We start from the raw sequence: 25,958 nt of genomic DNA, 5'->3' as shown, positions 1-25,958 counted from the left end.
TTTGTCAAAGTATGGCACGCATAATGATTGCTGATGATTCAGATGCAATTAGAATGGTATTAAGAGACATTTTAGCTATTGGACATCATGAGCTTGCAGCAGAAGCAGCAAATGGAATTGAAACAGTTGAAAGATACAATCAAACCAAGCCCGATTTACTGCTACTTGATATGGCAATGCCAAAAAAAGACGGCATTTCTGCATTAAAGGATATACTTGTTGTTAGCCCCAACGCCAAAATTATTATGATAACTGCTAGTGATAACATCAACACAATGAAAGAGTGTATCGAGGCTGGCGCAATGGCATATCTATTGAAGCCCTTTGATTTTGAAGATGTTCTAAAAACCATTACCAGGGTACTTGGTGCAAATGATTAACTGTATTTGGGTTTAATGACACCCCTGTTCTTATATAGAAAAATCATTGTGATATCATCAGGTCATGGCTCGAGTAATGATTGCAGAAGACTCTGATGCAACTAGACTAGTTTTAAGGGATTCACTCAAAATAGGCCATCATGAAATAGTAGCTGAAGCAGTTGATGGAATAGATGCAATAGAAAAATTTAATGCAACAAACCCAGACATACTATTACTAGATGTGGCAATGCCAAAAAAAGACGGCATATCAACACTCAGAGAAATAATCTCATCCAATCCTGATGCAAAAATTATTATGCTAACTGCAGACGAAAATTTTTCTACCATCTCTCAAAGTTCTGAGGCTGGTGCTCAGGCGTATATAGTAAAACCATTTCGTTTTGAGGATGTGCTAACTGCAATTACAATGGCACTTAATTAAAATCACAAATTAGTTGATCTAAAACCTTCACTTGTTATCCATTTTGCCTGTTCAAGTTTGAATTTATTATTACACCTAATACACATGTATTCAATTACGGGTTCTGGAAACTTTTCACCACAGTCAGAGCAGATATAGTAATTCTCTATGGTCTTGTAATCAACCCCAATTATTTTGATTTCCTTGTGACATTTTGGACAGATATTGTTTTTGTACGAATCCTCAACTGAGACATTTCCGCATTTAAAATGTTCAATGAGCTTGCCTTGCTTGAAATTTGTTTTGCCACATGACGGACAAGAAAAATTTTGTCCAATTTTTACAGAATTACACATGTTGCATGAAATTTCCTTTATACTTTCAATTGATATGGCTTTGCCTTCATTTGTTAGATTTTTTAAATAGTCTAAAACTTCATCGCTTTTTTTTCCAGTATATTCAGAAATTCTAGCAAGGCTGATTCTTCGAGATGTTCTAAGCAGAGAATCTATTTCCTTATGATCATCTGGAGAGGTGTGCTCGAGAGATTTATCTTCCTCCTCAAGTATCTCCATGGTATTTTTTATGTTCTCAAATCTGATTGGTTTTTCAATATATTGATAGGCGCCATGTCTTAGAACATCCTTGATGGAATCGTCTGTTCTCTCATTTGCAGTCTCTATTATTATCTTGGTGTCAGGACGAATACTAAATAACTCTGACATTATATCATTGGCATTCATGTCAGGAAGACTATAATCAAGTATGACAATTGGCATCTTGTTTGCTCGTACTAGTTCCTCAAATACTTGGATTCCAGACCTGCCGCTATTACAAATTTGTATATTTTGATAATCAAGTTTTTTAAGAAAATTCTGAATTAGTCCTGCAACAGCGATACTGTCTTCGATTATTAGAATATTCTTTTTTTGCAAAGACATTGTCATATGTTAAATTACAAACTGAATATATAGGATTTGTATAGCTATGATTAAAAAGCGCAAAATAATCTCACTAATCGATGGAAAAGATCGTAGTTGACACCAGCATCATCATAAATGGTGAGATTACAAAGTTAATTGAATCAGGCAGTCTAAATAATTGTGAGATAATAATTCCAGTTGCAGTACTTGATGAGCTCCAATCACAAGCATCACAAAGTAAAGAGGATGGATTTGTTGGGTTGGGAGAGATAAAAAAAATTCGTGAGATATCTGGAAAAAATAACATTACTTTGAAATTTGAAGGAGAAAGGCCAAGCGCAGATGACATTAAACTTGCAAGCCGTGGAAGAATAGACGCAATAATTAAAGATATTGCAAAAAAATATGATGCCATATTTTATACTGCAGACCATGTTCAATCACTAGTTGCCCAAGCAGAAGGCATTAAAACCAGATATTCAAAGCCTGATATCAAGACAACAGGTTTAGAGTTTGAAAAATTTTTTGATGAGCAGACAATGAGTGTCCACCTAAAAGAGGGAACAAAACCCATGGCAAAACGAGGAAAGCCTGGGGCATTTACACTAGTAGATTTGGAGGATATAGTCCTTACAAAAGACTATCTTAGTGAAATAACAGCAGAGATTCTTGAAGCATCAAGGGTTGCCAAGTCAGGACAAGTAGAGATATCAAAGCCAGGAGCACTGGTAATCCAGTACAAAGATTATAGAACAACAATAACACATCCCCCTTTTTCAAATAGTTATGAGATCACCATAACACATCCAATAATAAAATTATCTCTGGAACAATACACCATATCTGAAAAATTAATGACTAGATTTTCAGATAAAGCAGAGGGCATACTTATTTCTGGCTCTCCAGGTTCTGGAAAAAGTACATTTGCCTCTAGTCTTGCTGATTTTTATTCTAAGAAAGGCAAGATAGTCAAGACTCTGGAATCTCCAAGAGACTTGCAGGTAAATGAAAAGATAACCCAGTATACTCTTCTTGATGGTAGTTTTGAAAATTCGGCAGATATCTTGCTTCTAGTAAGACCAGACTATACAATATTTGATGAGGTTAGAAGATTTCAAGACTTTAGAGTATTTGCTGATTTAAGGTTAGCAGGTGTTGGCATGGTGGGAGTTGTACATGCAAATGCACCACTAGATGCAATTCAGAGATTTATTGGAAAAGTTGAGCTTGGCATGATTCCTCACATACTAGATACAGTTGTATTTGTTAAAGCTGGAAACATTGTTCAAGTTTATGAATTAGAATTCAAAGTCAAAGTACCAAGTGGCATGACAGAGCAAGACTTGGCAAGACCAGTAATAGAGGTACGCAATTTTGAGAATCATGATTTAGAGTATGAGATCTATACATATGGTGAGGAGAACATTGTCATACCAATCTCAAAAGAGGCAAAAAGTGGAGGCATAGAAAGACTGGCAGAATCAAAAATAAGAGAGACAATACGCAGATTTGATCCTAATGCAGAAATTGAGATTCTATCAAATAATAGCATCAGAGTACAAGTTGACAAGGAAGTCATGCCATCAATAATTGGGCGTGGTGGTATAACAATAAATGAACTTGAAAAAACACTAGGAGTGCATATTGATGTAGAGTCAAAAGAGGAGAGTTCTTTTGAGAGAGGAGAGAGTTTTGAAATGTCTGAATCTGGAAACAATCTCATACTAGAAGTAGATCCTAGCAAGACTGGAATGTCTGCTGATATCTATGTAAAAGACAAACTTGTAACGTCATCATATGTTGGAAAAAATGGCAGGATAATTATCTCTAAAAAATCTGACAGTGGAAAAAGAATAATGAAGGCTGCAATGTCAAAACATGATCTCAGAATAATAGTATGAAATTAATCACTCAAAATTACTAAGAACCTTGGGATTTGCTTTTAGATATGTGATGAATTTTCGCAGTTGCTTTATGGTTTTTGGATTAAGGTGGTGCTCTATTCCTTCTGCGTCTTTATTTGCTGCAGCATGATCAATTCCAAGTAATTTAAAGAACTCTAATAGTATTCCATGCTTTTGTCGTATTGTGGCTGCAACTGTATTACCTTTTAAAGTCAGATTGATTCCGCGATATTTTTCATATTCCAGATATCCATTCTCATCTAGTCTTTGCAGCATCTTTGTCACAGAAGGTGCGCTGACATTCATGTATCTTGAGATATCAAGAGTATTTGCATATCCCTTTAGCTCTACTAGTTCTGATATCACCTCTAGATAATCCTCCATTCGTGAACTGGAATCTGCCTTGGCTGACTTGTGAGCCTCCTTTATAGATTCAAGTCTTTCAGCGCGTTTTTCCTTCATATTTTGGCAAGATATACCTTGAATGATATAATCTGTTCTCTTTGTATAAGAAATCTTTACCTCGTTGTGATTGATCTTTACCATGGAATTTTAACTAGAAAAAATATAGTTCTTAGCATGGATGAACATTATAAGAGGCATATTGCTAGAATTAAAAAAATCGGCGAGTCTGCCAAGAGAAGAACTGAGATTTACTCTGGACTTGCCAGTCTAGATGACAGGGGAACTGCACGCACTCTGGGGTCTTTGCAGCGTGCATCTGCACCTGGAAAAAAACTACAAAAGATAGGATTTATCTTTCTTATCTCACCTGACCCAATTACCACGCCTCTTGGAATTCCCATGATACTTGCTGGAAGATACATGGACAGAGTCTACAACGGTGCTACCATTTCTGATGTGGGACATGAAACTAAAAAAATGGCTGGAAACTTTAGTGATATCAAAGATCACATGAGCTAAGTCTGCGTTGATTTTTTTATTTTTATAGTCCAGATAAATATACTAGAGATCTTCAATCATATTTTGAGCCCTGTTACCGCAAATAGGACATTTGCTTTCATATTTTGTTGCATGAATAGAGTAAACATTTCCACAATATCCACATGCACGCAAAGTATCCTTATTGACCATAAAATCCACAAGACCATTTATTTTATAGTTATTTAATATTGTGGAACAAGAGTATAGTTTACACAGATACCGAACCTAATTGTACAATGTTTTTACTTTGTCAACCAATTGACACTGAATAATTGCCAACTTGACAGAACCATTTTTTATGCCATTGGTTTTTAATGTCGATATAGACAAGCCAAGTTTTGTTGAATTATTTCCATAAAGAAGAATTTTAAAATGAAAAAAATTTAACTTTTTCAAATGCGAAAGATCATTAATAAATATAAGAATCCATCATATAACTTGGGTTTGGTTGGTAATCGAAGCATTTGGATATTTGGTTTCTTATCCATTCTTATTCTATCAATGCCATTGAGTTTGACATATGCCATGCCAATAAGCGCAGGCTATGATTTATTTGAGACCATTCCTGCACCTCATGATTTTGGCAGCCCTATTGGTACTGTTGTGCTAAAAGGAGTCCCCATCGGACCTGGCAATACTGATACCATAGTTCAACGCATGTCAGGAGTGCCAGCTGGTGGAACAGGAACTATTCCTATTGAGCTCGTTGAACTTTCACTTGAGAGTGTTAGTCCAGTTAATATCGGGGGAAACTTTTTTGATGTTTTTGTCACAATAGATAAATTGCATTTGCCAGGTGCACATCAACCCGATACACTAACTCCTAGTGTAGGTCAAATTCTGATTACAAGTCACAATGATGCTACTGGCGGCGGCACGATGGATAGTTTTTTTGATGTCTTTGTAGATGTGACCCTGGTACCAGTCGGAGGTAACATTAATGACCCAAATAATCCCCACTTTGCTCCCCCTACTCCACTACATCTAGTTAGTCTGGGCGATCCTTGGTCACACACCCCTCCTCAAAACTATCCCACAGATCCTTCTTTTCCAAGCGGCTCATTTTTCTCAGGGCCCATATCTTTTAATGGAATACATCCTATTGTTCCAGCCCAAGTTCAATCGACATCAATTCCAGACTTTCCATTTTCCTTTAGCTTGGTAATTATTTTTGTTGCCATATCAGCAGTGTATCTTGGTATCAGACAAAAGATGATACCAGGCTTCAAGCATTTTTAGCTACAAGGAATAATTCTTAAAAACCTTCAACTCTCAAAGAACTAATTCCCAAAAATTTTCTATATCTATTTACAAACTCTGCCATCTGCTTGTAATTATTTTTGTATTGATGTTAGTATGTGTTACAAAACTTCGCTTGTCTATATCCCCATTAGTTTTTAACTAGAGTTTTTTCTGTATATGGCGTGGCATCAAGAGCCCAAGTTCTAATACCCATAGTAATTGCTGCAGTCATAATAGGAGTTGTTGGAGTATTAACAATACCATCTGATTCCAAGCTTGCTGAAACCAGATTCCCAATGGGAACGGTAAAGCTTGACGATGTCACTTTGGATGTACAGGTAGCTGAAACTGATGCACAAAAGACACGTGGCTTGATGTTTCAAAAACAGCTTTCATATGATCAAGGAATGATCTTTGTATTTAATTATGAGCAGATAGTGCCCATATGGATGTTAAACATGCAGTTTCCATTGGACATAATTTGGTTTGATACATCTGGAAATATAGTACATATAGCAAAAAACGTAGCTCCTTGCCAATCTGCAATTGAGACAGCAACTTGCACGGTTGATAATGGCGGTGGAAAAAATGCCAAATATGTTTTAGAAGTTACTGCAGGCTTTGTTGACAAGTTTAACATTACAGAAAAATCCAAGCTTCAGATAATTTCTATCTAGTATTTTGAATGGATTGTTTTACTTCATCAAAGGCTGCCTGCACTTCACTTACTGCAGCTTCATTTTCTAGTGTGCTGATATCTCCAATCTCATCTCCCCTTGCAATTGCTTTTAGCAGCCTTCGCATTATTTTTCCACTACGTGTTTTTGGGAGTCTTGTGACAAAATACAACTGCTCAGGTGAAGCAATTGGGCCTATGACATTTCTTATGTGAAGTGTGATCTCATTTCTTAGAGATTCACTACCAGAGTAACCATCTCGTAGTACAATAAATGCAATTATTGCCTCTCCCTTTACATCATGTGGAATGCCACATACTGCAGATTCTGCGACGGATTTATGCGATACAAATCCACTTTCAAGCTCTGCAGTCCCTAGTCTATGGCCTGCAACTTTGAGAACATCATCTGCTCTGCCTAGCATCCACAAGTATCCGTCCTTGTCCTTGATTGAATAATCACCAGGATAGTAACTTGTTTTATATTTAGACCAATATACTAGATTGTACTTTTCATCATCATTCCACAATGTCAAAAGCATTCCAGGCCATGGTTTTCTAACTACAAGATATCCCTTGGTTTCTGGGGCAACCTCATTTCCTGATTCATCAACTACAGCAATGTCAACTCCTGGGATTGGTCTTGCAGCAGAGCCTGGTCTGAGTGGAACTGTCTCTAATCCAGGCACTGGTGATATCATTGCACCACCAGTCTCTGTCTGCCACCAGGTATCAACGATGGGACATTTCTTTTTGCCTATCACATCATAGTACCACTTCCAAACCTCTGGATTGATTGGCTCTCCAACTGTTCCAAGGAGACGTAATGATGAAAGATCATACGAGTTTGGAATCTCATCACCAAACTTCATGAACATGCGCAGTGCAGTTGGTGTTGTGTAAAATATTGTTACTTTATATTTTTGAATAATCTCCCACATTCTTGCATGTGTTGGAAAATCAGGAGCTCCTTCATACATTACTTGGGTTGCACCATGTAGTAATGGGCCATATACAACATAGCTGTGTCCTGTAACCCATCCAATATCTGCTGTGCAAAAATAAACATCAGAGTCCTTGATATCAAAGATCCACTTGAATGTAGAATACAAATGAGTAAGATATCCTCCAGTGCCATGCAGTACACCCTTTGGTCTTCCTGTTGTTCCAGAAGTGTATAGTATGTATAATGGATGTGTGCTTTCCAGTTTTTCTGGCTCACAGTTTTGTGATGCAGTCTTCATAAGATCAGACCATTTTTTGTCCTTTGGTGATATGGTTATTGGAATCTTTGCTCTCTCCAATACTATGACATTTTGTACAAAATCAAGACCAGAGATTGCTTCATCTATTATTTCTTTTAGTTTTATTATACTACCACGCCTGAAACTCCCATCTGCGGTAATCACAATTTTAGAGCCAGAATCTTCCACTCTGTCTTTAATTGACTTTGCACTAAATCCAGAAAAAATTACAGAGTGAATTGCACCAATTCTTGCACATGCAAGCATTGATATCAATAATTCTGGAACCATTGGAAGATAGATTGTTATTCTGTCTCCTTTTTTTACTCCAAGTGATTTTAGTACATTTGAAAACCTGGATACTTCAATCCATAAATCATGATATGTGATTTTACGGCTCTCGCCATTCTCACCTTCCCACAAGAGCGCAGTCTTTGTTGCGTTTTTTTGTACCATGACATCAAGGGTATTATATGAGGCATTGAGCTTGCCGCCTACAAACCACCTTCCAAATGGGGCATTCCATTGTAAGGTGTGATTCCACATCTCAAACCAGTGGAGGTTTTTTGCCTGCTCTGCCCAGAATGTTATAAAATCGTTGTCTGCTCTTTTTCTTGTATTTGAATCGCTGTTTCCAAGACCAATCAAATAATCAATCAATATGATATCTATTCATTCTCTATTAAAAAAAAGATTTGCCAAAAAGGAGGCTGGGAGCGAACCCTAGTCCTATTCTTTTGACTTATTGGGATGACATTCTACTAAGCCAATCTGAATCTTGAGAATCTTCTGCACCGTCGGCTCCAACGGCAACAGGCTTTGGCGATTGAGTGGGGGGAGTTGTATTAGTAATCGCCTGGCCAGGTGTTGGTGCTACAGGTTTGGTTGGCTCTGTAATCGGGTTGCTTTCTACTTTACCCAAATACGAAACGGCGGCTGAATGAAGTTGTTCCTTTGGGTTTTCGGTACGCTCCACATTTTCCACGGAAAGGTCTGATATTCTGTGTTGAATGTTTACAATTTCTGCCTTTTCATGCTCTATGTGTTCTATTATCTCTACAGTCTGTGTCTTTACAGATTCATACTTTGCATCTGAGATCTCGTTGCTCTTGTATTGCAACTTGGCATCAAACACAAGCATTCTGATTGACTTGAGTTGGCTATCCAACTCTGAGAGTCTGTGATCTAATTTTTCTTTGATCTGTTTTTCAGATTCATCTAGAGTTAAAAGTTTCATCTTGTATTTTTCGTGGATGAGCTCTGCATCCTCCTTCATGTCGTCATTATCAGATACGATGTCTATCAAAGCTCGTATTCGGCGCAATGTGAGACCCTTTTCACGTAACAATCTTTGAGCTTCTAATCTCCACCTAGGGATGAAAATTACAAAAGCACCTTGTACTACTAGTTGTTCAAACGGTATCTGCCTGAGTCCTTCAGAGCCACAATCAACACCAACGGTTTGTACACTTCCGTCAATATCAGTTATGGTTCCGACAACCTTGCCGATAAAAGTGCCGTACATGTCCTTGACTTGCTTGCCGATAAACTCGATCTCTTCTTTGCTCATTGCGTATTGGTTCTGAAATCAATATAATCAGCAAAGTGTTAACAAGCTTTCAAGTTTTGGTAAGATCATTTTAGCTAAGTCTACGAGAGGGATTTGGGAAAATTTCGCAATTTTAAAATGTCTATTGCATATCATCATAATTATGATTCAAAAAGAAGACTTGGACGAAATTCTGCATTTTGTATCAAAAAGATGGGTTGACTTGAGCCGCGATGAACAAAACAAATCCTTTGAGAATTTGCCAACTGACTTTTGGATGAACTCAATTGGAGGAAGAGCTGGCACTGGCAGATGGGTGACAACTCTGATGTATACTGAAGACGAATCAGAAGCTGAATCATTTAAGGAAGTGCTTCTTCGCTGGCAATCAAAACACAATTCGACAATGCATCATTTCCCTGATCTAATTCAAATTGGAAAAAAGTAGATTATTTATAATTGAATAGAGTCGAACATATAATGTCGGAATTTTCCAGTTCTGAAAAAGAAATTTTATCAAAGCATTTTTCAAACACAGAGGATTCTGTCTTTGCAATCATAACACCAAGACAAGTTGATCGCGGAGCACTAATGTCAAGATACAGCAGGTCGGATAAGAGCATGCGAAAAATTTTTCTTAATGAATTTTTACAAAACGAAAACCGCGGTGAAGAATTTTACAATCGTGTCTTACTTGAATATGGTGATGATTCAGTAGCCGAGCTTGGTGAAGCACAAATTGCAATCGAAGGTCTCTCCAACATTGCAGTAAAAAAAATTGAAGACCGTAGAATTGGTTTATCATATCTTGAAAAATCTTCTCGCTATGTATCCTGGGATAAAAAAATAAACGGCGAGTACAAATTTTTTAGAGAACCTGATATAATGAATTCTAAATTTGCTGACAGATATTTGGAATCATGTAATCTTGATTTTGAAATTTATTCAAAAAATATACAGCCAATGATCTCTTTTATCCAGGAAAGAGAACCAATCAACAATCAAAAATTTAAAAACAATGCAGGAGATGAGGTTTCCTTTACACGCCTCTCAAGTGATGATGAGATAAAATCAGCCACAAGAATTTACAATGCCACAATAAAGGCAAAGGCACTAGACTCACTACGAGGCATCTTGCCTGCATCCACTCTAACTAATGTTGGAATAACAGGAAACGGCAGGGCATTCGAGTATTTACTCACAATACTATTTAGTTCAGCACTAGAAGAGGAGAGAACACTAGCCTCAAAGATACACCAGGAGCTTGACACTACCATCAAGTCATTTGTGAAAAGAGCCGATGACAAATATGGCAAGGCATTGCAAAAATATCTAAATGAATTAAAAACAACTGCCATTAATCTAAATAAAAAGCACATCAAACCAAAAAGAAATGGTGGTTTTTCAGTCAACCTCGTTGATTTTGAATCATCCAAAAAGGCAGAAGAGAAGATAATTTCTGCCATACTGTATGAGCAGGCGCAAGGAATTTCATACCATGACATTCTTTACCAAGTAAAGAAGCTAAGTCCTGCAGCAAGAAAAAAAATCATCCAGACATTTGCCAACCTTAGACAAAATAGAAGACACAGGCCTCCCCGTGCATTTGAAATGACAGAGTATACTTTTGATTTTTTAACAAACTTTGGAATGTTTCGTGATCTTCACAGGCATCGAGTGCTAACATTAGAAAGACAACTACTAACAACAAATCATGGATTTTGTATTCCAGATGAAATAATAGCACTTGGAATCAAAAAAGATTTTGAAGACTGTATGTACAAATCAAAACAAGTCTTTGATGCAATGCATTTCAAAATGCCAGAGCAAGCACAGTATGTTGTAAACTTTGCATACAACTATCCATTTTTTATGCGATTAAATCTAAGGGAGGCAACTCATCTAATTGAGCTTAGAACCGTACCACAGGGTCACCAAGATTACAGGAAGGTTGCCCAGAACATGTTCAAGTTGATAAAAAAGACACACCCAAGTCTTTGTGGAATAATCAAGTTTGTTGATATGAACCAGTACAAGCTAGAGCGCCTAGAAGCGGAGAAAAAAATAGAAGAGAAACGCAAAAAACTAGAATAAACTTTTCAAATTTTAATTCTTCATAAAAGCAAAATAAAATTTTCAAAAAAAGATTATTCCAAACCTGGTAATTGAGTTTAATCAAAAAATTAGGTCTATTTTTCTATCGATCATTTTTAGATTCAAATTTTTAGATTTTTTATTAGTATGTAAGATCGCTTTACCATAAAGAAGCCTTTTGTCTGTCCCATGGCGTGTCATACTCGATCATAATACATTTGGGGATCAAGCCTTGCTGATGACTAGAACAAAATCAGTCTCAATGGAAGCTGTCGCACCAGGAATATTCAACTCTGAACCCGGCACCGCATTATACGAACAAAAAAGTCAATTAGATAAAATAAAAACAGAGCTCTTAAAATTTGGATTAACTCATAATCAGGCCAAAGTCTACATTTATCTAGGAAAGTATGGCGCAAAGACTGCTCCCGAAGTTTGCAACTCACTAGAACTACCACGTACTGAAACTTATCATATTTTAAATACATTACAAAATTTGGGAGTGGTAACATCAGAATGCTGCCAGCCTACAAAGTTTGATGCCCTACCACTATCCAAAGTAATTAGAACACTGGTAAATTCTGAAAAAGAACGAGTAAACACACTATTACAAAATGAAAAAGAACTAGTAGAAACATGGAACAAGATTCCATCATTTGCCGTAGAGACAAACGAAACAAAAATGGACAAGCTGCAAATGCTCCAGGGTGCTCCTCAAATTCACAATAAAATAAAGGACATGATCTCTCGCGCCAAAGAAGAGGTGGTCATGCTTTGTTCACCAAGAGATTTTTCAAGATTTTATCATGCAGATCTTGTGGAATTACTTGTAAAGTCTCCTGCATTTGAGAGAGTAATCATTTCACCATCTCAAACCATGCCTGAAATTACTGAAGTAAGCAGAGAGAGAATCAGAATTTTGCCAACTGGAAAAAAAGACAATCTGTGTTTTGTTATCAAAGATTTTGATGAGGCACTATTATTCTTAAGAAACGCCAATCATCCCTCACACAATGTCTTTGCGGTATGGTCAAACTCTGGTTCCATGATAGATTCCTTACGAGCACTGTTTGATTACTCCTGGGAACAGTCAGAAATCACATACTAAATCATGTCAAGGATTATAAACGAGGAAACGCAATTACCTTTCCTAGACGGGGGTATGGGTTTGATTAAAAAAGAGGGGTACTGGAACAGCATTTCCATTTATGGCAGACCATATTTTTATTCTCAATTAACCAAATTTTATTCAAATGGAGATATTGATTTATGGTAAATAAGGACCACATCCATGTCATACTACAACTAGAGGAAGCAAGAATTGGTGACCATGACAGATTAGAGTCTATAAAAAATTCTCTAAACACAGGCCAAGAATTACCAGAGTCTGACAAGAAATACATCGAAGAGCAGGCCGCACAATTAAAAAAGGCAATTGAACATCAAATGCTAGCAGACTGGGCGATGGATTTTGTTAAAAATTTAAGAGAAAAAGAAAAGGAGACTAGCTCATATAGAATAGACAAGGAATTTTTAGAACAGGCATCTACAAAATTAAGAAACGTGATAGAATCTGAAAAGGAAATAAAATGGACGCAAACCATCATTTCACAATTAAAAGAAGCAAAGATAGGAGATGCTGAAAAGCTAAACCATATCAGTATACAATTGAAGAGTGGGAAAAACATTGAGGAGATGGACAAGCAATATCTTAGAGAAAAAGAGATGCACCTTCGACAGATAATAGATTGTAAAACCAAAGTAACACTGACCCAAGTGGCAAGTAAAAAATTACAGGAAAGGGAACAGAATCATTCTAAAAAAATTGAAAGAATCATACATGCAATTGAGAACGGAAATCAAGTTTCAAACAGAGATCTTCGATATCTTAATGCGCGATATGAAAAATTGCAATCTGCACTAGACTTGCAAAACAGGACTGATTGGACCATATCCACGATTCAAAAATTAAAAGAACATGGAGTTGGAGATTTTGCAAGACTAGACGAGATCAATCAATTACTAGAAGACGAGATACCAGTTCCAGAAAATGATGTCAAATATCTCAAAGAAGAATACAAGATCCTAAAGCAAATGCTAGACCACAAAAAGAGGATAGAGCAGACAATATCCATGGTAAACGAACTGCAGGAAATAGAGATTGGTAATTGTGAGAGACTATCTGAGATCAAATTACTATTACAGCAAGGAAAGCCTGTCCCAGAATTTGAGATCAAATACCTTGCAAATAAATACAGACTATTAATGATAGTAAAATCGCAGGAAAACAGACAAGGTACAGTTGAGATTGATTTTAATTCCATTTTAAACGAACTTCGTCACTAGGCAAGTACAATCTTAAAGTTTCTAAATTAGAATTATACCCAAAAAAACAGACAGGCTTTAGATTTTAATCTACTTGAACCACTGCTCTAGGGTGTGACTTTTTTTCTCTATTGATTTTTTTAACCTGTTAATTGATGTCTCTACTCTATCGCGAGAAAAGCTTCGCTCAGAAGAAAGATAGTTTATGATTCCTTGAAAATCAGATTCTCCAAATTTTATCTCATTTACAGTAGCAATTTTGGGATGCAAAAATATCTCTCTGATTTGATTGTAATTTATCTCCTCTAGCTTTTCCTGGATTTGCGGGACTAGTTCCAGCTTGCCATGTTCCTTTATTGCCTTAAGTGCAGTCTTTGGCCCTATTCTCTCAAAACCATTTGGATTAAAATCAGTACCAATTAAAATTCCCACATCAACTAGTTGCTCTCTTGACAGACCAAGATCTGCTAGTGTTTTTTGAAGATCAATTATCTCAGGTTCAATCTCAATTGTGGTATTTCGGTTTGGCAACTTTCTTTTGCCGCTATTTGAAAAGTTTCTAACTAGTTTTTTTGCTCCAAATAATAAAGAATCAAAGTCTTGGCTTGCAGATGCGTATGCCTGTCCTGTCATGGTGAGACTAGCGGCAGTTGCCTCACCTTCAGATGGCGCCTGGATATATGGAATGCCAAATAATCCCAAAAGATGTTTAGAGTCTTCTACCATGTCATCTTTTAGTACGGATGTCTGCTGGGCGTATTTTTTTGCCTCATCATACTTTCCTTCTGTGAGTGCCTTTTCAAACTTGATTGTTGCGTCTTTTTTTATCTGCTTTCGTCTTTCAATTTCTGCAGACTTTAGCGATGGCGGTCTTCCATCAAAAACATAAACTGGTTTTATACCAAGAGATAGAAAATTAATATTTCTATAAAATAGTCCTGTTATGTGACTGGTGATTCTTCCTCTTGCATCAGTTAATGGCAGTCCCTCAGGTCCACGTATTATGGATAGAAACTGGTAAATTGCATTATACGCATCAATAGCAACAACTTTGGATGAAAATGATTCCAGGTTTGTTTTTTCCCTGTGACAAAGCGCCTTGAGATCTAGACCCATAAAATCATATCAATGGTATAGAATTTTTGCTTTCCTATTTTTTTCTAGTGCCAGACTTTGCTTCCCATCCGCGCTCTATAATTTCTTCATAAATGTTTGAGAGTTTTGGTATTGGCTCTCCTTTTTCAGCTGCAACCCTTACCTTATCCCTGTAATAGTTTTCAATTGCCTTTGCAACCTTTCCATCAATTGTTATAGAAATTCTAGACTTTGTCATTATACCATCGTATCTACCATATCATCATATCCAGATATAAATAATAAACTATCTACTATCAACTTTACACTCAAAGCAGCACAAAGCCATCTTTTGTTATTTTTAGCGTGATGGTCTTGTCTTTTGGTAGCCCCAAGTCCATCAAAAACTCTTCAACGGTTTTATCATCTTCTAGTGCGTATTTTGTACCCTCAAACTCGATTGAGACGGTCTTTTTTGTTAGGGCTTCCAATTGTTCTTATGATATATAGTCTACTTTATATCCTTTATTATATATTTGATCACTTAAAATCCTAACTGTATTTATTTGCCAAGATAAGAGATGGTACAGGCTGCCAGGTTAGCCAAGCGGTACGGCGACCGCCTCGAGATCATACATACAAGGTAGCGGTTGTGCTTTCAGCACACAGGGGTTCGAATCCCTTACCTGGCGCCTTGAACTCATTGATTGATTGCAAAATCATATTGGAAATGAAATCATACAGAACCCAAATCAGGCTTTATCAACTATATGCTAGTTCCATTATTGGTTTATTGGAATTTCACCAGTACTTTATTGAATCTGACTATAACGAATTTAATACAATAAATGGTAATAATTGTGAAAAAATGTCAATATCAAGACCTAGAAAAGCAATCAGCGCGGTATTGACCACCATAATTATCTTGGTCGCCTCTATAGTTTTAGGAACAGGTGTGGTAATTTATAGTACAGGCCTTTTCCAGAGTGGAGGATCGCAGCAAGCAATTCAAGTACAAGGACTAAAGGGATGGGTAGCATCGAACTTTACCCAAGGTTATTCATGGGGAGCTTTTGCTGTAAAAAATACAGGAGACAAGCTTGTGTCAATCAATTCAATCACACTGCGAGGTGTAGCCGTTCCATATACTAACATGTATTCTGATATCAATCAGACACAGACAGCTGCTAACTTTCAATCTCAGCTCATAACTACAGGGATAAACAATCTAGGAAACATGCAATCCAATCCTCCTACCGCATATCAAGTTGCTACTTGTCCAGCTGTTATCACCACCAACGGTATGCCAAACGAGATTACGATTAGTGAAAACGGCACATCTGATGTAATACCTGCACCCTATTCCAGAGTGCAGCTATGCCTTTTGCAGCAAAGTGGACCAATCTCATTGTTACCTGGTAATATAGCGATTATCTACTTTAGGGGTCCTAATGGACTGTATGGTACAACTGATGTAGGTGTCACATCTACAGTTAGTGTTCTAGCAGGAACTGCGCCAGTTGCACAAACAATCAGACTAGGAAGCAGTTAGGACTTTTTTTATTATTTTTATTAAAATAAAAAACTGGGTTTGGTCAGATATCATTTTAGAGATTGATCTATAATTTAATCTGTTCATGTCTACAAAGTTGAACTAGAACAATTATCATTAATAATTTTTTTTATATAATTATGAAAAAAAGATCTTCCATTATTGGTATCATATTTAGCATGATTGCAGCTATTATTATGGTCCAGTATATTCCAAATTATACCAATTCTGATGTGGTAATCAAAAGACCATCACCTTATAATCAAAGCACAATCATTTATGATGATGCAAATATTGACATTGTAAATAATACAATCTATGTCACAGGTTCAATTAACGGTAATCAAACCAGAACCATAACCATTCCAGCAGACAAGCTTCTTTTCTCACACACGTATTTTGTAAATGAGAATTACACAATAGACCATTCCATGATCTCACCTAATCCAATAAATTATGATACATACGAAAAAATTGGATTATTTAATACAACAAAAAACATTGTATTTGTTTATCCCATTTTTACCCAAGCTGCATATGATGAAAATGGATTTTATTATTACTATAACAAATTGTGTGATTCAAAATGTCTTACTGTAAAAATTCCACAAGAAGAGCATGGCAAATACACATCTAGTATAAGGGCTACAGCCATACTATCAATTCTAAACTATTCGCATATCACTGATATTGATATTGACAAAAATCCTGGCATTTTAAAAAAATTCGACAGAGTCATACTACTACACAGTGAATATGTCACACAAAGAGAATTTGATGCCATTACCTCACACCCTGATGTAGTCTATCTTTTTCCTAATGCACTTTATGCCAAAGTAAAATCCGACTATACAAAAAATACAATCACTCTAGTTCGGGGTCATGGCTATCCTGATAATAATATACGAAATGGGTTTGACTGGAAATTTGACAACACTCAATTTGAGTATGATAACCAGTGCGATAACTGGTCATTTTATAAAATCGATAATGGCAAGATGCTAAACTGCTATCCTGCGTTTAGAATGTACTATGATAGTGAATTATTGACTGCGATCAAAGGATGATTGCTTTTCACATTATGGTAAGAAAGACACGTTAAACAGATCATATGAGGGGTTTGGGGTTCTCATATAATCTGATTAACTATACTAGGCAAAGTTTTGTAATTAAAAAAGATAGCGCAACAATAATACTGAACAATGTTACCTAAAAAATTAACCGAGTGTTGTTGCGATCTTGTCTTGATCTTTTCAGTGGATTTTGACGTGTGATCTGAGGTTGGAATTTATTTTAATATGATATAATCAGACCTTTATCTAGCCTCAAAAGATGAAGGGACCTTCCACATTCCGTATATAGTACAATCTTCTATAACAAATGGGTAAGGTATGCTTTCAGAGAGTATTGATGCTGACAAAGTTAGTGACATTGCAACAAAATTCTTCAGACAAAGCTACTCCTCTATTGAGATCATGGACAAGACCCTAAAAAATGAGATTTGGGTTGTCAAAGTATTTGTAAGCTCATTTAATCAACAGTCACATAGAACACTTTCAATCGAATCTAAGACTGGCAGGATTATTAGTTGTGAGTAACATGCAAGACTGACAGAAATAATATTAAGACTAGCATACTCTGATACGAATTGATCTTCTATACGAATATGACACAAAGCATATCTTGACAAGTGCTGATAATATCAATGGTGTATTTAGTATCAACAAAGATGCAGTAGAACAACTAGCGGAAAAATTTTTTGGACAACAACAATCTAATGTAATGGTAAGAAAGGCAGAGTCTAAAGGCAGAACATGGATAGTGACAGTGTCAACTGGCATGCCACCTGTGCTTCGTAAAGTCAGAATAGATGCAAAGACTGGAAGGATATTAGGTGTAGAGTGATCCTGGTTTTTCATATCATGAGAGAACAGCCAGCCACAAAACAGAACATTATTCCATAACATTCCACCCGATTATTTTTATATGCGGATGCGATAGATCAATCTAATGAAATATAGAAGTAGATCAGATATCACTGCAATGATCTTAGACTCGGCAAGAACAGGGGCTTCAAAAACAAAGATAATGTACAAGGCATATCTATCGTATGCACAGGTTATAGAATACCTGAAATATTTACAGCAAAACGACCTGCTGGCATATGAAGAAGGTACCCAAGTTTACAGGCCAACTGAAAAGGGATTGAAATTCTTGAATCTGACAAATGAACTAACTGAAATGACAGTTGTTGCCAGCTCAAAGAACTACAACATGTTGTAGAAATCCTAGACACTGACAAGAAAAAAATCAGTCATCTTAACCAATTGTTAATTGGTTTTTTTATTTAGTATGGTTTGTGCTGTATGAACAGTACTAGCTTTTTACTGTCTGTGGAATCTCCTGATTGTGCATATACAACAACAGAATATTTACCTAGACGAGTGTTGTCAGCAATTCTAAAGGTTTGATAATAATAGCCATGATTATCTGTCAGTCCTGAAAATGACTTTACTTGCACCCCATTAGGATCTAAAATCTTGGCTGTTATTTTGGCATTAGAAATAAAACCATAGTATTGGTCAAACTTTGCTCCAGGGTTTTGATTTGTATAGAAAACTTTGGCATTTATGAAAAAAGAGTATCCAATTCTGGTATGATCAGAATATTTTACCACTAGAGTGATTTTATTTTGAGATGCATGCATTTCAGAATATGCAGCAGGTAATGATATTGCAAACATGATTACTATACCTGTGATGATTAAAAGGTCTAGTTTCATCAATATCTATAATGCTAATCTAGAATAAATGTAATACTGCTACACTCTGAATCTAATTGTTTTCTAGTATACTGTAAACGTGTTTTGATTAATTTTTAAAAAATTGAAATTAATTTTTGCGTTTTAATTTTTAGGATTTTATTCCATGATAAAATTTATTTTGTATTTTATTCTACAAATGATTTTTCAAAAAAATATTAAAAACATTAAACAGTCCAGATGAGGACAATTTTTATTCGTAAAAACTGTCCTGCCAATTCTTTTGCAATTGATTTTTTCTTTCGAGTCGTAGTTTTACGTCAAACAAGTAGATTAACATTTTGATTCTCTATAGAGATTTTCAATTCTCTATAGAGAATAATAATGCTTTAGTATCATAAAACCAAATCTTGATCATGACATCAGTCATTGAAACTCAACAAAGAAAAAAACAAAGCTGGTACATAAGGAATCCGGATGTACTTAAAGCAGTAAGATATTTTGTATCTTTTAATTTCTCTGAAAAAGAATCACTAGAGGAATTATCAAAAAGAGGATACGATATGACTGATAGAACATTTCGCAGAATCAAAAGCAAACTTGGACTAAACAAACAAAGATTAGACCATATCATAAAACAGAAATTTTTATCAAATACGGTTATTACTTTGGATACACTAGAAACTATACTTGAAAGATTATTTGAGATGCGTAAGAATTGTAAAAACCCTTCTGAGGAATTAAAGATAATTTCAGAGATAAAAAAGACCATAAAGGACATTAATGATCTACATGATTCTGGTCCTGTAATTGCCTCTCTACTAGATCTGGAAAAAAAGGAAAATGGCAATGAGAAAGAACCTACGTAGAGCTCTTGCAAAGTCAGAAATGCAACTCTCTGATTTTTCAAAGTTTGAGATTCCATATCTAGAGTGGAATTTAAAATTTAGAAAAAAAATAGAAGGTCATGCCAATGTTCTAAAATATCTACCAATGTGGCACACGCCTTATCGTGACGAATCCCCGTGGCAAATGTATTGTATAGCAAGACAATTAGGCAAGACAACATTTGGTGGAGGTCTACTAGCTTACTATGGCACACAACTGCGCAAGAAAGGAGTCTATGTCACATTTGAAGACGAGTCTCTAAGATCATTTTCTAGTGACAAATACAGGGGCTCTATACTTCACCCTGACAACCCGGAAATATTTGATACCATCAAAGGCGGGGAAAATTCCAAGGGTGCAGTATCACGAGTGGAATTTCGGACTGAATCCTCTACATCGCTTGTAACAGATGCCAACCAGATGCACCACATTGAAGGAAAATCAGCTGATCTGCTAGTCTTTGATGAGGTGCAGAACCTTGACTTGGGGGCATATGAAAAGGCAAGAGAATCGCAAGCATGGACGCAGGGGAGGACCGTATTTATGGGAATTGGCGGGGAAGTAGGAAGTTTGCACCACAAGTTCTGGCTATCTACCAATCAGATGGAGTATCATTTCAAAAGAAAAGACTGGAGGAATCATTTAGAATTTGATAAACAAGGTCTAGTCTGGGGGGACTATCTAGTGGATTTGCTTGATGGCACCTGGATTGCAAAAGCTCCCCAGAATTTGCAGCGCCATGGCTACAAGCTAACACAGGAAATGTTTCCAAACATACCATTATTAAAAAAGGATTGTGAAAAATACCACATATCAGAGGAGCATAGCATAGAATGGAAAAGGGAAAACTATACCTCTACATGGTTTCAAAAACATGTACTGGCTAATTTTGTAAAAGGACAGAGTAGACCATTCTCAAAGGAATCAATGATGAAATTGTTTGACAAGGATTCATCATTTACAAGACCAGAAGATGTTGATCATGAAGATGGTAAAGTATATGCATCTGCAGATTGGGGTGGAGGAAATGTTTCATTTACCATACCTCTGATAACCCAGTGTGTGGTTCCTGAAGCTCCTATCTTCAAGGTCTTGCATATAGAAAAGATGGACGAGCCAGATGTGGAAAAACAGGCAGACAGATTCATTGATTTATGTAATGCATACGAAGCTGATCACATTACAATAGATGCTGGCGGTGGTTCAAGGCAAGCTCAAAAAGTAGAGACAACGTTTGCTAATAGATGTACAAAAATAGCATACATTGCAAGGCCTGCCATGCCATTACCAAAAGATAGTGAGACTGAAAGACTAGACCGAGAGAACAGATACATCATTGACAGGACATATTCAATTGACAGACTAAAAGACATGATAGACCATCCATATGTGTATGGAAATTATGCATTTCCTAAATTCATAATTCCTGCTGCTGATTTTGATAAAGTGTCCTGGATAATAGATCACTTTGAGGCAGTAGAAGGTGAGATGATAAAATTGAGCTTAACAGGCCAGGAATATATGAGATATGTCCATGACACTTCAAGGCCTGATGATGCAGTTCATGCATTTAACTATAACTGGATTGGACAGATGATACATAAAAAGTCGTCAGAGATTTGGTGGAAGTCATTTTGATATGACAATACCTGATGAATTTTCAATATGGAAGTGTCCCCACTGTGGGACTGAAAATGATCACACCACCTGGCGATGTTTTAAATGTGACAAGAAAAAAGAAAAATGGTCAACTGTAAAAAAAATCTTTGCTAGACAAGAAAAGCAAAAAGAGGACAAAATTTCAAAAGAGAGACAAAAAAAGATAGACAAGTTAGAAGAGTCCTCACCAAACCATGACAGTACGATAAGCTTTGACTTTAAAAAGATCAAACGCTGGAGGTAATCCTACGATTTTAGAAAAAATAATTCTTAAAATAAATTTGAAAAGTTTTGTTGTGAGCCTTACAGGATTCACAGTATTGTGTTTAGAATTTTGAAGGTTTATTCTACTTATTTCCAAAAAGTAAGATCATTTTTTATATTCTTAAGATCAATGAAATGGCAGATTTGGGTTTAGGATTAAAGGATTCATCGTCTGGTATTGTGGCTATTTTTGTAATTACAACAATTGCTCTAATTGGATTTTCTAATCATGATGCTTTTGCTGTAAGCTATGACATTAAGGACCAAGCATCATGTCTGTCTCTACCTTCCGGTAGTCCAAGCTGGGACTCAATTGGACACATATGTACAGTTACAAACATTTCTCTGACGCTAAATAACGGAGACTCGCTTGCCATTGAACTTGGAAGTACCCTTACAACTAATGGAGGTACAATCACCATCAACTCTGGTGGTACCCTGTCAAACTCTGGCAACATTCAAAACCTTGCTGGTTCAGCCAGCGTCACCACCAGTGCAAGCATTACTAATAGTGGCACCATCACCAATTCAGGTGCCATCAATAACAGCGGTCCCATATACAACTCTGGTACCATAACCAACTCTCACTTTGCTCACATCGCCAATTCTGGCGCCATCACAAACACTGGCACCATCTCCAACCTTGGTACCATATTTCATAATCCAGGTGGCACTATCACCAACTCGGGTATCTTTACAAACTCTGGTAGCTTCAACAACGGCGGCACAATAACCAATGGCGGTACCATGACTAACTCTGGTACCATAAATAACAACCATATCATCTATAACATCGCCTCCGGTACCATCAACAACTCTGGCACAATCTACAACCCCGGCACCTTCTACAACTTTGGTACTATAGAAAATGCTGGCACCATCATCAACCACGCCGGAGTAATTATTGATAATAATCCAGGTGGCACCATCAACAATTCTGGTATCATCACCAACTCTGGCATCATCAATAACAACCTAGGAGTCATCTCCAACTCTGGCACAATTAACGAAGGTTGTGGTTCCAGTATCACGGGAAATACCATTCAAGGTACAGCTCCAATCAATACATGTACATCAATTCCAGAATTTCCATTTTCGTATAGTATGATAATTATTTTTGTTGCAGTAGCAGTGGTTTACCTATCCATAAGACAAAAGATGATGCCAAACTTCAAGCGTGTTTAGGTTAATTTTTAAAATAAAAAAAGGATTGGCCCTCTAGACACTTTTGAGGTCGTCAGCCAAATTGAGAAGAAAGGCTCCTGTCTGTTTAGTGTAATAAAGGGCGTTAAACTTTTTATCGTATTTAGGTACCTGCACCCTTTTGTGTGAGATTTTAGATATTTTTTCTATTTTTGACGTTTTTTGAGTATTTTGGAATAATCTAAATTTATCTCTTTTATGAGATTTAAGGTATCATCTTGGATTAGATCAAGATTTGGAATAACGCAATGGCCTCCAATAAATCCAGGAAACATCTTTGGCCTGTTTCCTAGGAATTTATGAATTTCATCTGCAAAAGACCACATTTCATCATAATCTACCTGGTTCTTGATTGCAATCATCTTGCTGAGTTGTGCATAATTGATTAGCCACCCATAGTATGAAGTATCAACTACAATCTTTGCAAGCTCTAGTGATATTGGTTTTGACATTCTTTTTGTTTTAACTTTAGACTTTTTCATTAGTTCTTCATATGAAGTGATTGCCCAGCTTCGCCTTGGTGCATCTTCCTCTATTGCATAAAACTTGGTATAACGCCTTAGATCATTTAACATTCTCTTATGCACTCCCCTAGTTGCACTGTACATTACAGGAATAGATAGTAGTGATTGAATTTTTTTTGTGGTACCAGGGCTAATTGTACTATGAATGACTATACCTTCAGGTGAGAATCTTTTTGATAAATTGACAACATCTTGTGGAAATTTATCTGAAAATGGAATACAAATGTGCAAAAGACGTGTCTTGAGATTTACAAATTTTTCATGTTTCTTGCTGTCAACTAGTTTTTCATTTTTATCATACCCAATTGTTGGAATGCTTTTTGAAATTAACTTCATGATTGGCATTCCTATTTCTCCTAATCCTGCTACAACATCTTTACTTTGCAAATCAATTCCACTAGGATTATCCCCTAAATTAACTAACAGTTTTTAGTTGTAAAAAAATTCTATCGATGTTGATGATTTTCAGTTGAAGATAATTGAAAAAATATTTGTGAGCCTAAAAAGAAAATAGGTTTATTCTCTATACACTTTTTAGGTCGTCAGCCAAGTCAGCCGAGTCTTTTGCAAGATCAGCGGTTGCTTTTGCCAATGCTTTCAGATCAGATGTAGTTTTTTCATGATGAAGTATATCTTTTGCAAGGTCTGCTGTTATCTTGTCTACTTCTTTTTGGTCATGTGCAACATCTCTCTTGTCTTGAGCAATGTCATCGCATTGCTTGTCATACTTTTCACTATTACAGTCCGTGCCTTTGTTATTGTTATCGTCTTTGTCTTTTCTATCTTTTTCATGTGACTTGTCATTGTCTCTGGAATTTGTTTTTCCATGGTCACTATCTGCATAAGCAAGTGATGGGACAACAAGGACCGCACTCAAAAGCAATACTACTGTAAGAGTAGCAAATGAGATTGACGTCTTTTTTGTTTTATTGGCAGTCTCTTTATTCAAGTTGATCTCAAATATAACAAGGGGTACTAAAGTCTCATATTGTAATGATATACTACATACCACTTCCACTTTTGGGAATGAGAATCATCTCAAATCATATGTAAAAATGGAGATTAACGCGTCTTTTTTTTATATTACATAATGGTTTAGTGTGTTTCAGCATGTGATTTTGGTTGTTTTATTATGGGTAAAAATCCTTCAGGTTTGATTCAAGATGCACGTAGAGTAATTACAAATTAAATACATACACCAATCTATATCACAAGAATCCGTAGTTATACCATGTCTGAAACCGTACTAGACAACAAGGATCTGGAATTAAAGATTCATCTTTTATTTGAGACTCTGAAACAGCACAAAAAGATTTTTGCATCTCATCACTCCTCAGAAATTAAAGTGAATCTTTTATCTGACAACTTTGAGCATTTATTTAGTAGAGTTAGAGACTTTTGTGATTCCATAACAGGATACTCGAGAGAGCTTGAAGATATCGTATCAGAGACCTATAGATCACATGATATCATAACGGCACCATAGTGAACAGTCCTCAATTGATTTTTTACACAAGATCAACTGCAGATCATATAGAACTTAAAATCATATTCCGACAAAAAAATAAAATTATGTCACACAGTTTGAACAGAATCTGATCAAAGCATACTACAGATTCAAAATAAAATCATAAAGAAATAATTATGAATTTAAAAAAATAGAATTGTTTTCTACTTTATGCTTGCCAAGTCTGCAGCCAAGTCAGCCGAGTCTTTTGCCAAATCGGCATTTGCTTTGGCTAGTGCTGCCTTGTCATCTGCAATGTCTTTAGCGTTCTTTGCCTTGTCTTTTGCTAAATCAGCGATAGCTTGTGCAAGGTCTTGCTTGTCTTCTGCAATATTCTTTGTGGCATCAGCTATTGCTTCCTTGTCTTTTGCAATGTCTTTCTTGTTCTTGTCTTTTGCCAAATCAGCTGTTGCCTTGTCTAGTGCTGCTTGATCCTTTGCAAGATCTTTTGTGGCCCTATCTATTGCTGCCTGGTCCTTTTCAATATTTTTACTGTCACCTGCAATGTCGTTTGCAAGATCTTTAGTTGCCTTGTCTATTGCAGCTTCGTCCTTTGCAACATCTTTCCTGTCTGCTGCAATGTCATCGCATTGCTTGTCATATTTTTTACTATTACAATCTGTGCCTTTGTTATCTTTGTCTTTATCTTTATCGTCCTTGTCTTTTCTATCCTTGTCTTTGTCTTGACTTGTTGCATATGCTGCAGTTGGTACAAGTAATGCAGAGCCTAGCAGTATTACTATCGTCATTGCAGCTAAACCGATATACAATTTCCTTGCTTCTCCTACATTACTATTAGACAACTACCGATCGATCGAATATGCTATATTAAAGCATTATG

At 36.3% G+C, this 25,958-nt stretch carries 32 protein-coding genes and 1 tRNA gene; 21 read left to right on the top strand and 12 right to left on the bottom strand.

Features of this window, described 5'->3' with window-relative positions:
* Positions 1-11: 11 nt before the first annotated feature.
* Both VEU72_09480 and VEU72_09475 read left to right on the top strand, forming a co-directional pair.
* A complete protein-coding gene (locus tag VEU72_09480; GenBank protein ID HYL67361.1) occupies positions 12-380 on the top strand; it encodes a response regulator in 369 nt (122 codons plus the stop codon).
* Positions 381-444: 64 nt separating this feature from the next.
* Positions 445-804: a response regulator gene (locus tag VEU72_09475; protein ID HYL67360.1), complete on the top strand. Its 360-nt coding sequence runs from the start codon at positions 445-447 to the stop codon at positions 802-804.
* 2 nt (positions 805-806) lie between these two features.
* Here VEU72_09475 and VEU72_09470 read toward each other — a convergent pair whose 3' ends face one another.
* Complete coding sequence (locus tag VEU72_09470) at positions 807-1,724, bottom strand: response regulator (protein ID HYL67359.1); 918 nt, start codon at positions 1,722-1,724, stop codon at positions 807-809.
* A gap of 80 nt (positions 1,725-1,804) precedes the next feature.
* Here VEU72_09470 and VEU72_09465 point away from each other — a divergent pair, with 80 nt between their 5' ends.
* A complete protein-coding gene (locus VEU72_09465) occupies positions 1,805-3,607 on the top strand; it encodes a PINc/VapC family ATPase (GenBank protein ID HYL67358.1) in 1,803 nt (600 codons plus the stop codon).
* A gap of 6 nt (positions 3,608-3,613) precedes the next feature.
* On the opposite strand, the gene VEU72_09460 is transcribed toward VEU72_09465, so the two are convergent.
* Positions 3,614-4,072 (bottom strand): iron dependent repressor, metal binding and dimerization domain protein, encoded by a 459-nt coding sequence (locus VEU72_09460; protein ID HYL67357.1) that lies wholly within the window; start codon positions 4,070-4,072, stop codon positions 3,614-3,616.
* Between the two features lie 117 nt (positions 4,073-4,189).
* Here VEU72_09460 and VEU72_09455 point away from each other — a divergent pair, with 117 nt between their 5' ends.
* Positions 4,190-4,534 carry a hypothetical protein gene (locus VEU72_09455; protein HYL67356.1) on the top strand — a complete coding sequence of 115 codons (345 nt, stop codon included), beginning with the start codon at positions 4,190-4,192 and terminating at the stop codon, positions 4,532-4,534.
* Between the two features lie 42 nt (positions 4,535-4,576).
* Here VEU72_09455 and VEU72_09450 read toward each other — a convergent pair whose 3' ends face one another.
* Complete coding sequence (locus VEU72_09450; protein HYL67355.1) at positions 4,577-4,705, bottom strand: hypothetical protein; 129 nt, start codon at positions 4,703-4,705, stop codon at positions 4,577-4,579.
* Between the two features lie 246 nt (positions 4,706-4,951).
* On the opposite strand from VEU72_09450, the gene VEU72_09445 reads away from it, so the two are divergent.
* Together VEU72_09445 and VEU72_09440 are read left to right on the top strand one after the other, a co-directional pair.
* Positions 4,952-5,794 carry a hypothetical protein gene (locus VEU72_09445; GenBank protein ID HYL67354.1) on the top strand — a complete coding sequence of 281 codons (843 nt, stop codon included), beginning with the start codon at positions 4,952-4,954 and terminating at the stop codon, positions 5,792-5,794.
* A gap of 185 nt (positions 5,795-5,979) precedes the next feature.
* Entirely contained in the window at positions 5,980-6,474 is a 495-nt protein-coding gene (locus tag VEU72_09440) for a DUF192 domain-containing protein (protein ID HYL67353.1), read from the top strand.
* On the opposite strand, the gene acs is transcribed toward VEU72_09440, so the two are convergent.
* The gene (gene acs, locus VEU72_09435; GenBank protein HYL67352.1) at positions 6,467-8,380 is read right to left on the bottom strand and encodes an acetate--CoA ligase; all 1,914 of its coding nucleotides are present in this window, start codon (positions 8,378-8,380) and stop codon (positions 6,467-6,469) included. The two genes, VEU72_09440 and acs, sit on opposite strands and share 8 nt — an antisense overlap.
* A 79-nt stretch (positions 8,381-8,459) precedes the next feature.
* Positions 8,460-9,287: a CdvA-like protein gene (locus VEU72_09430; protein HYL67351.1), complete on the bottom strand. Its 828-nt coding sequence runs from the start codon at positions 9,285-9,287 to the stop codon at positions 8,460-8,462.
* 142 nt (positions 9,288-9,429) lie between these two features.
* Between VEU72_09430 and VEU72_09425 the strand changes: the two genes are divergently transcribed.
* The 4 genes from VEU72_09425 (at position 9,430) to VEU72_09410 (ending at position 13,706) form a co-directional block, all read left to right on the top strand.
* Positions 9,430-9,714: a hypothetical protein gene (locus VEU72_09425; protein HYL67350.1), complete on the top strand. Its 285-nt coding sequence runs from the start codon at positions 9,430-9,432 to the stop codon at positions 9,712-9,714.
* Positions 9,715-9,746: 32 nt separating this feature from the next.
* Positions 9,747-11,360, top strand: a complete 1,614-nt coding sequence (locus VEU72_09420) for an FAD-dependent thymidylate synthase (protein ID HYL67349.1) — start codon at positions 9,747-9,749, stop codon at positions 11,358-11,360.
* Between the two features lie 238 nt (positions 11,361-11,598).
* Positions 11,599-12,468: a helix-turn-helix domain-containing protein gene (locus tag VEU72_09415; protein ID HYL67348.1), complete on the top strand. Its 870-nt coding sequence runs from the start codon at positions 11,599-11,601 to the stop codon at positions 12,466-12,468.
* 161 nt (positions 12,469-12,629) lie between these two features.
* Positions 12,630-13,706: a hypothetical protein gene (locus tag VEU72_09410; protein ID HYL67347.1), complete on the top strand. Its 1,077-nt coding sequence runs from the start codon at positions 12,630-12,632 to the stop codon at positions 13,704-13,706.
* A 69-nt stretch (positions 13,707-13,775) separates the two neighbouring features.
* On the opposite strand, the gene fen is transcribed toward VEU72_09410, so the two are convergent.
* The 3 genes from fen to VEU72_09395 form a co-directional block, all read right to left on the bottom strand.
* Positions 13,776-14,801: a flap endonuclease-1 gene (gene fen, locus VEU72_09405; GenBank protein HYL67346.1), complete on the bottom strand. Its 1,026-nt coding sequence runs from the start codon at positions 14,799-14,801 to the stop codon at positions 13,776-13,778.
* 34 nt (positions 14,802-14,835) lie between these two features.
* Positions 14,836-15,018, bottom strand: a complete 183-nt coding sequence (locus VEU72_09400) for a hypothetical protein (protein HYL67345.1) — start codon at positions 15,016-15,018, stop codon at positions 14,836-14,838.
* A gap of 70 nt (positions 15,019-15,088) precedes the next feature.
* A complete protein-coding gene (locus tag VEU72_09395; GenBank protein HYL67344.1) occupies positions 15,089-15,250 on the bottom strand; it encodes a hypothetical protein in 162 nt (53 codons plus the stop codon).
* Between the two features lie 102 nt (positions 15,251-15,352).
* On the opposite strand from VEU72_09395, the gene VEU72_09390 reads away from it, so the two are divergent.
* The 6 genes from VEU72_09390 to VEU72_09365 all read left to right on the top strand — a co-directional run bounded on the left by VEU72_09390 (position 15,353) and on the right by VEU72_09365 (position 18,594).
* A tRNA-Ser gene (locus tag VEU72_09390) sits at positions 15,353-15,451 on the top strand.
* A gap of 32 nt (positions 15,452-15,483) precedes the next feature.
* A complete protein-coding gene (locus VEU72_09385) occupies positions 15,484-16,311 on the top strand; it encodes a hypothetical protein (protein ID HYL67343.1) in 828 nt (275 codons plus the stop codon).
* Positions 16,312-16,451: 140 nt separating this feature from the next.
* Positions 16,452-17,378, top strand: coding sequence for a hypothetical protein (locus tag VEU72_09380; protein HYL67342.1), 927 nt, complete (start codon positions 16,452-16,454; stop codon positions 17,376-17,378).
* Between the two features lie 324 nt (positions 17,379-17,702).
* A complete protein-coding gene (locus VEU72_09375; protein ID HYL67341.1) occupies positions 17,703-17,909 on the top strand; it encodes a hypothetical protein in 207 nt (68 codons plus the stop codon).
* Between the two features lie 85 nt (positions 17,910-17,994).
* Positions 17,995-18,216 carry a hypothetical protein gene (locus VEU72_09370; protein ID HYL67340.1) on the top strand — a complete coding sequence of 74 codons (222 nt, stop codon included), beginning with the start codon at positions 17,995-17,997 and terminating at the stop codon, positions 18,214-18,216.
* A 105-nt stretch (positions 18,217-18,321) separates the two neighbouring features.
* Complete coding sequence (locus VEU72_09365; GenBank protein HYL67339.1) at positions 18,322-18,594, top strand: winged helix-turn-helix domain-containing protein; 273 nt, start codon at positions 18,322-18,324, stop codon at positions 18,592-18,594.
* Positions 18,595-18,658: 64 nt separating this feature from the next.
* On the opposite strand, the gene VEU72_09360 is transcribed toward VEU72_09365, so the two are convergent.
* Positions 18,659-19,093, bottom strand: coding sequence for an MG2 domain-containing protein (locus VEU72_09360; GenBank protein ID HYL67338.1), 435 nt, complete (start codon positions 19,091-19,093; stop codon positions 18,659-18,661).
* A gap of 395 nt (positions 19,094-19,488) precedes the next feature.
* On the opposite strand from VEU72_09360, the gene VEU72_09355 reads away from it, so the two are divergent.
* The 4 genes from VEU72_09355 (at position 19,489) to VEU72_09340 (ending at position 23,068) form a co-directional block, all read left to right on the top strand.
* Positions 19,489-19,941 (top strand): hypothetical protein, encoded by a 453-nt coding sequence (locus tag VEU72_09355; protein ID HYL67337.1) that lies wholly within the window; start codon positions 19,489-19,491, stop codon positions 19,939-19,941.
* Positions 19,922-21,598 carry a hypothetical protein gene (locus VEU72_09350; protein HYL67336.1) on the top strand — a complete coding sequence of 559 codons (1,677 nt, stop codon included), beginning with the start codon at positions 19,922-19,924 and terminating at the stop codon, positions 21,596-21,598. The genes VEU72_09355 and VEU72_09350 overlap by 20 nt, the downstream gene beginning before the upstream one ends.
* A 1-nt stretch (position 21,599) precedes the next feature.
* Positions 21,600-21,863, top strand: coding sequence for a hypothetical protein (locus tag VEU72_09345; protein HYL67335.1), 264 nt, complete (start codon positions 21,600-21,602; stop codon positions 21,861-21,863).
* Positions 21,864-22,018: 155 nt separating this feature from the next.
* The gene (locus VEU72_09340) at positions 22,019-23,068 is read left to right on the top strand and encodes a hypothetical protein (GenBank protein HYL67334.1); all 1,050 of its coding nucleotides are present in this window, start codon (positions 22,019-22,021) and stop codon (positions 23,066-23,068) included.
* Positions 23,069-23,232: 164 nt separating this feature from the next.
* Here the strand turns inward: VEU72_09340 and VEU72_09335 are convergent, their stop codons facing one another.
* Together VEU72_09335 and VEU72_09330 are read right to left on the bottom strand one after the other, a co-directional pair.
* Positions 23,233-23,997 (bottom strand): GDP-mannose dehydrogenase, encoded by a 765-nt coding sequence (locus VEU72_09335; GenBank protein HYL67333.1) that lies wholly within the window; start codon positions 23,995-23,997, stop codon positions 23,233-23,235.
* A 136-nt stretch (positions 23,998-24,133) separates the two neighbouring features.
* Positions 24,134-24,559 carry a hypothetical protein gene (locus tag VEU72_09330; protein HYL67332.1) on the bottom strand — a complete coding sequence of 142 codons (426 nt, stop codon included), beginning with the start codon at positions 24,557-24,559 and terminating at the stop codon, positions 24,134-24,136.
* 282 nt (positions 24,560-24,841) lie between these two features.
* On the opposite strand from VEU72_09330, the gene VEU72_09325 reads away from it, so the two are divergent.
* Positions 24,842-25,096 carry a hypothetical protein gene (locus VEU72_09325; GenBank protein ID HYL67331.1) on the top strand — a complete coding sequence of 85 codons (255 nt, stop codon included), beginning with the start codon at positions 24,842-24,844 and terminating at the stop codon, positions 25,094-25,096.
* A gap of 185 nt (positions 25,097-25,281) precedes the next feature.
* Here VEU72_09325 and VEU72_09320 read toward each other — a convergent pair whose 3' ends face one another.
* Positions 25,282-25,920, bottom strand: coding sequence for a hypothetical protein (locus tag VEU72_09320; protein ID HYL67330.1), 639 nt, complete (start codon positions 25,918-25,920; stop codon positions 25,282-25,284).
* Between the last annotated feature and the right edge of the window lie 38 nt (positions 25,921-25,958).

The sequence above is a fragment of the Nitrosopumilaceae archaeon genome (assembly GCA_035631875.1).
Lineage (GTDB): Archaea > Thermoproteota > Nitrososphaeria > Nitrososphaerales > Nitrosopumilaceae > TA-20.
This window is presented reverse-complemented; position numbering and strand designations above follow the sequence as displayed.

Bases quoted from the DNA above. Each gene is read 5' to 3' on its own strand.
- VEU72_09365 (HYL67339.1), top strand. From the start codon at position 18,322: ATGAAATATAGAAGTAGATCAGATATCACTGCAATGATCTTAGACTCG.
- VEU72_09465 (HYL67358.1), top strand. From the start codon at position 1,805: ATGGAAAAGATCGTAGTTGACACCAGCATCATCATAAATGGTGAGATT.
- VEU72_09360 (HYL67338.1), bottom strand. From the start codon at position 19,093: ATGAAACTAGACCTTTTAATCATCACAGGTATAGTAATCATGTTTGCA.
- VEU72_09475 (HYL67360.1), top strand. From the start codon at position 445: ATGGCTCGAGTAATGATTGCAGAAGACTCTGATGCAACTAGACTAGTT.
- VEU72_09420 (HYL67349.1), top strand. From the start codon at position 9,747: ATGTCGGAATTTTCCAGTTCTGAAAAAGAAATTTTATCAAAGCATTTT.
- VEU72_09410 (HYL67347.1), top strand. From the start codon at position 12,630: ATGGTAAATAAGGACCACATCCATGTCATACTACAACTAGAGGAAGCA.
- fen (HYL67346.1), bottom strand. From the start codon at position 14,801: ATGGGTCTAGATCTCAAGGCGCTTTGTCACAGGGAAAAAACAAACCTG.
- VEU72_09340 (HYL67334.1), top strand. From the start codon at position 22,019: ATGGCAGATTTGGGTTTAGGATTAAAGGATTCATCGTCTGGTATTGTG.
- VEU72_09415 (HYL67348.1), top strand. From the start codon at position 11,599: ATGACTAGAACAAAATCAGTCTCAATGGAAGCTGTCGCACCAGGAATA.
- VEU72_09350 (HYL67336.1), top strand. From the start codon at position 19,922: ATGAGAAAGAACCTACGTAGAGCTCTTGCAAAGTCAGAAATGCAACTC.
- VEU72_09325 (HYL67331.1), top strand. From the start codon at position 24,842: ATGTCTGAAACCGTACTAGACAACAAGGATCTGGAATTAAAGATTCAT.
- VEU72_09425 (HYL67350.1), top strand. From the start codon at position 9,430: ATGATTCAAAAAGAAGACTTGGACGAAATTCTGCATTTTGTATCAAAA.
- VEU72_09460 (HYL67357.1), bottom strand. From the start codon at position 4,072: ATGAAGGAAAAACGCGCTGAAAGACTTGAATCTATAAAGGAGGCTCAC.
- VEU72_09345 (HYL67335.1), top strand. From the start codon at position 21,600: ATGACAATACCTGATGAATTTTCAATATGGAAGTGTCCCCACTGTGGG.
- VEU72_09430 (HYL67351.1), bottom strand. From the start codon at position 9,287: ATGAGCAAAGAAGAGATCGAGTTTATCGGCAAGCAAGTCAAGGACATG.
- VEU72_09400 (HYL67345.1), bottom strand. From the start codon at position 15,018: ATGACAAAGTCTAGAATTTCTATAACAATTGATGGAAAGGTTGCAAAG.
- VEU72_09450 (HYL67355.1), bottom strand. From the start codon at position 4,705: ATGGTCAATAAGGATACTTTGCGTGCATGTGGATATTGTGGAAATGTT.
- VEU72_09355 (HYL67337.1), top strand. From the start codon at position 19,489: ATGACATCAGTCATTGAAACTCAACAAAGAAAAAAACAAAGCTGGTAC.
- VEU72_09375 (HYL67341.1), top strand. From the start codon at position 17,703: ATGCTTTCAGAGAGTATTGATGCTGACAAAGTTAGTGACATTGCAACA.
- VEU72_09380 (HYL67342.1), top strand. From the start codon at position 16,452: ATGAAAAAAAGATCTTCCATTATTGGTATCATATTTAGCATGATTGCA.
- VEU72_09480 (HYL67361.1), top strand. From the start codon at position 12: ATGGCACGCATAATGATTGCTGATGATTCAGATGCAATTAGAATGGTA.
- VEU72_09445 (HYL67354.1), top strand. From the start codon at position 4,952: ATGCGAAAGATCATTAATAAATATAAGAATCCATCATATAACTTGGGT.
- VEU72_09470 (HYL67359.1), bottom strand. From the start codon at position 1,724: ATGTCTTTGCAAAAAAAGAATATTCTAATAATCGAAGACAGTATCGCT.
- VEU72_09455 (HYL67356.1), top strand. From the start codon at position 4,190: ATGGATGAACATTATAAGAGGCATATTGCTAGAATTAAAAAAATCGGC.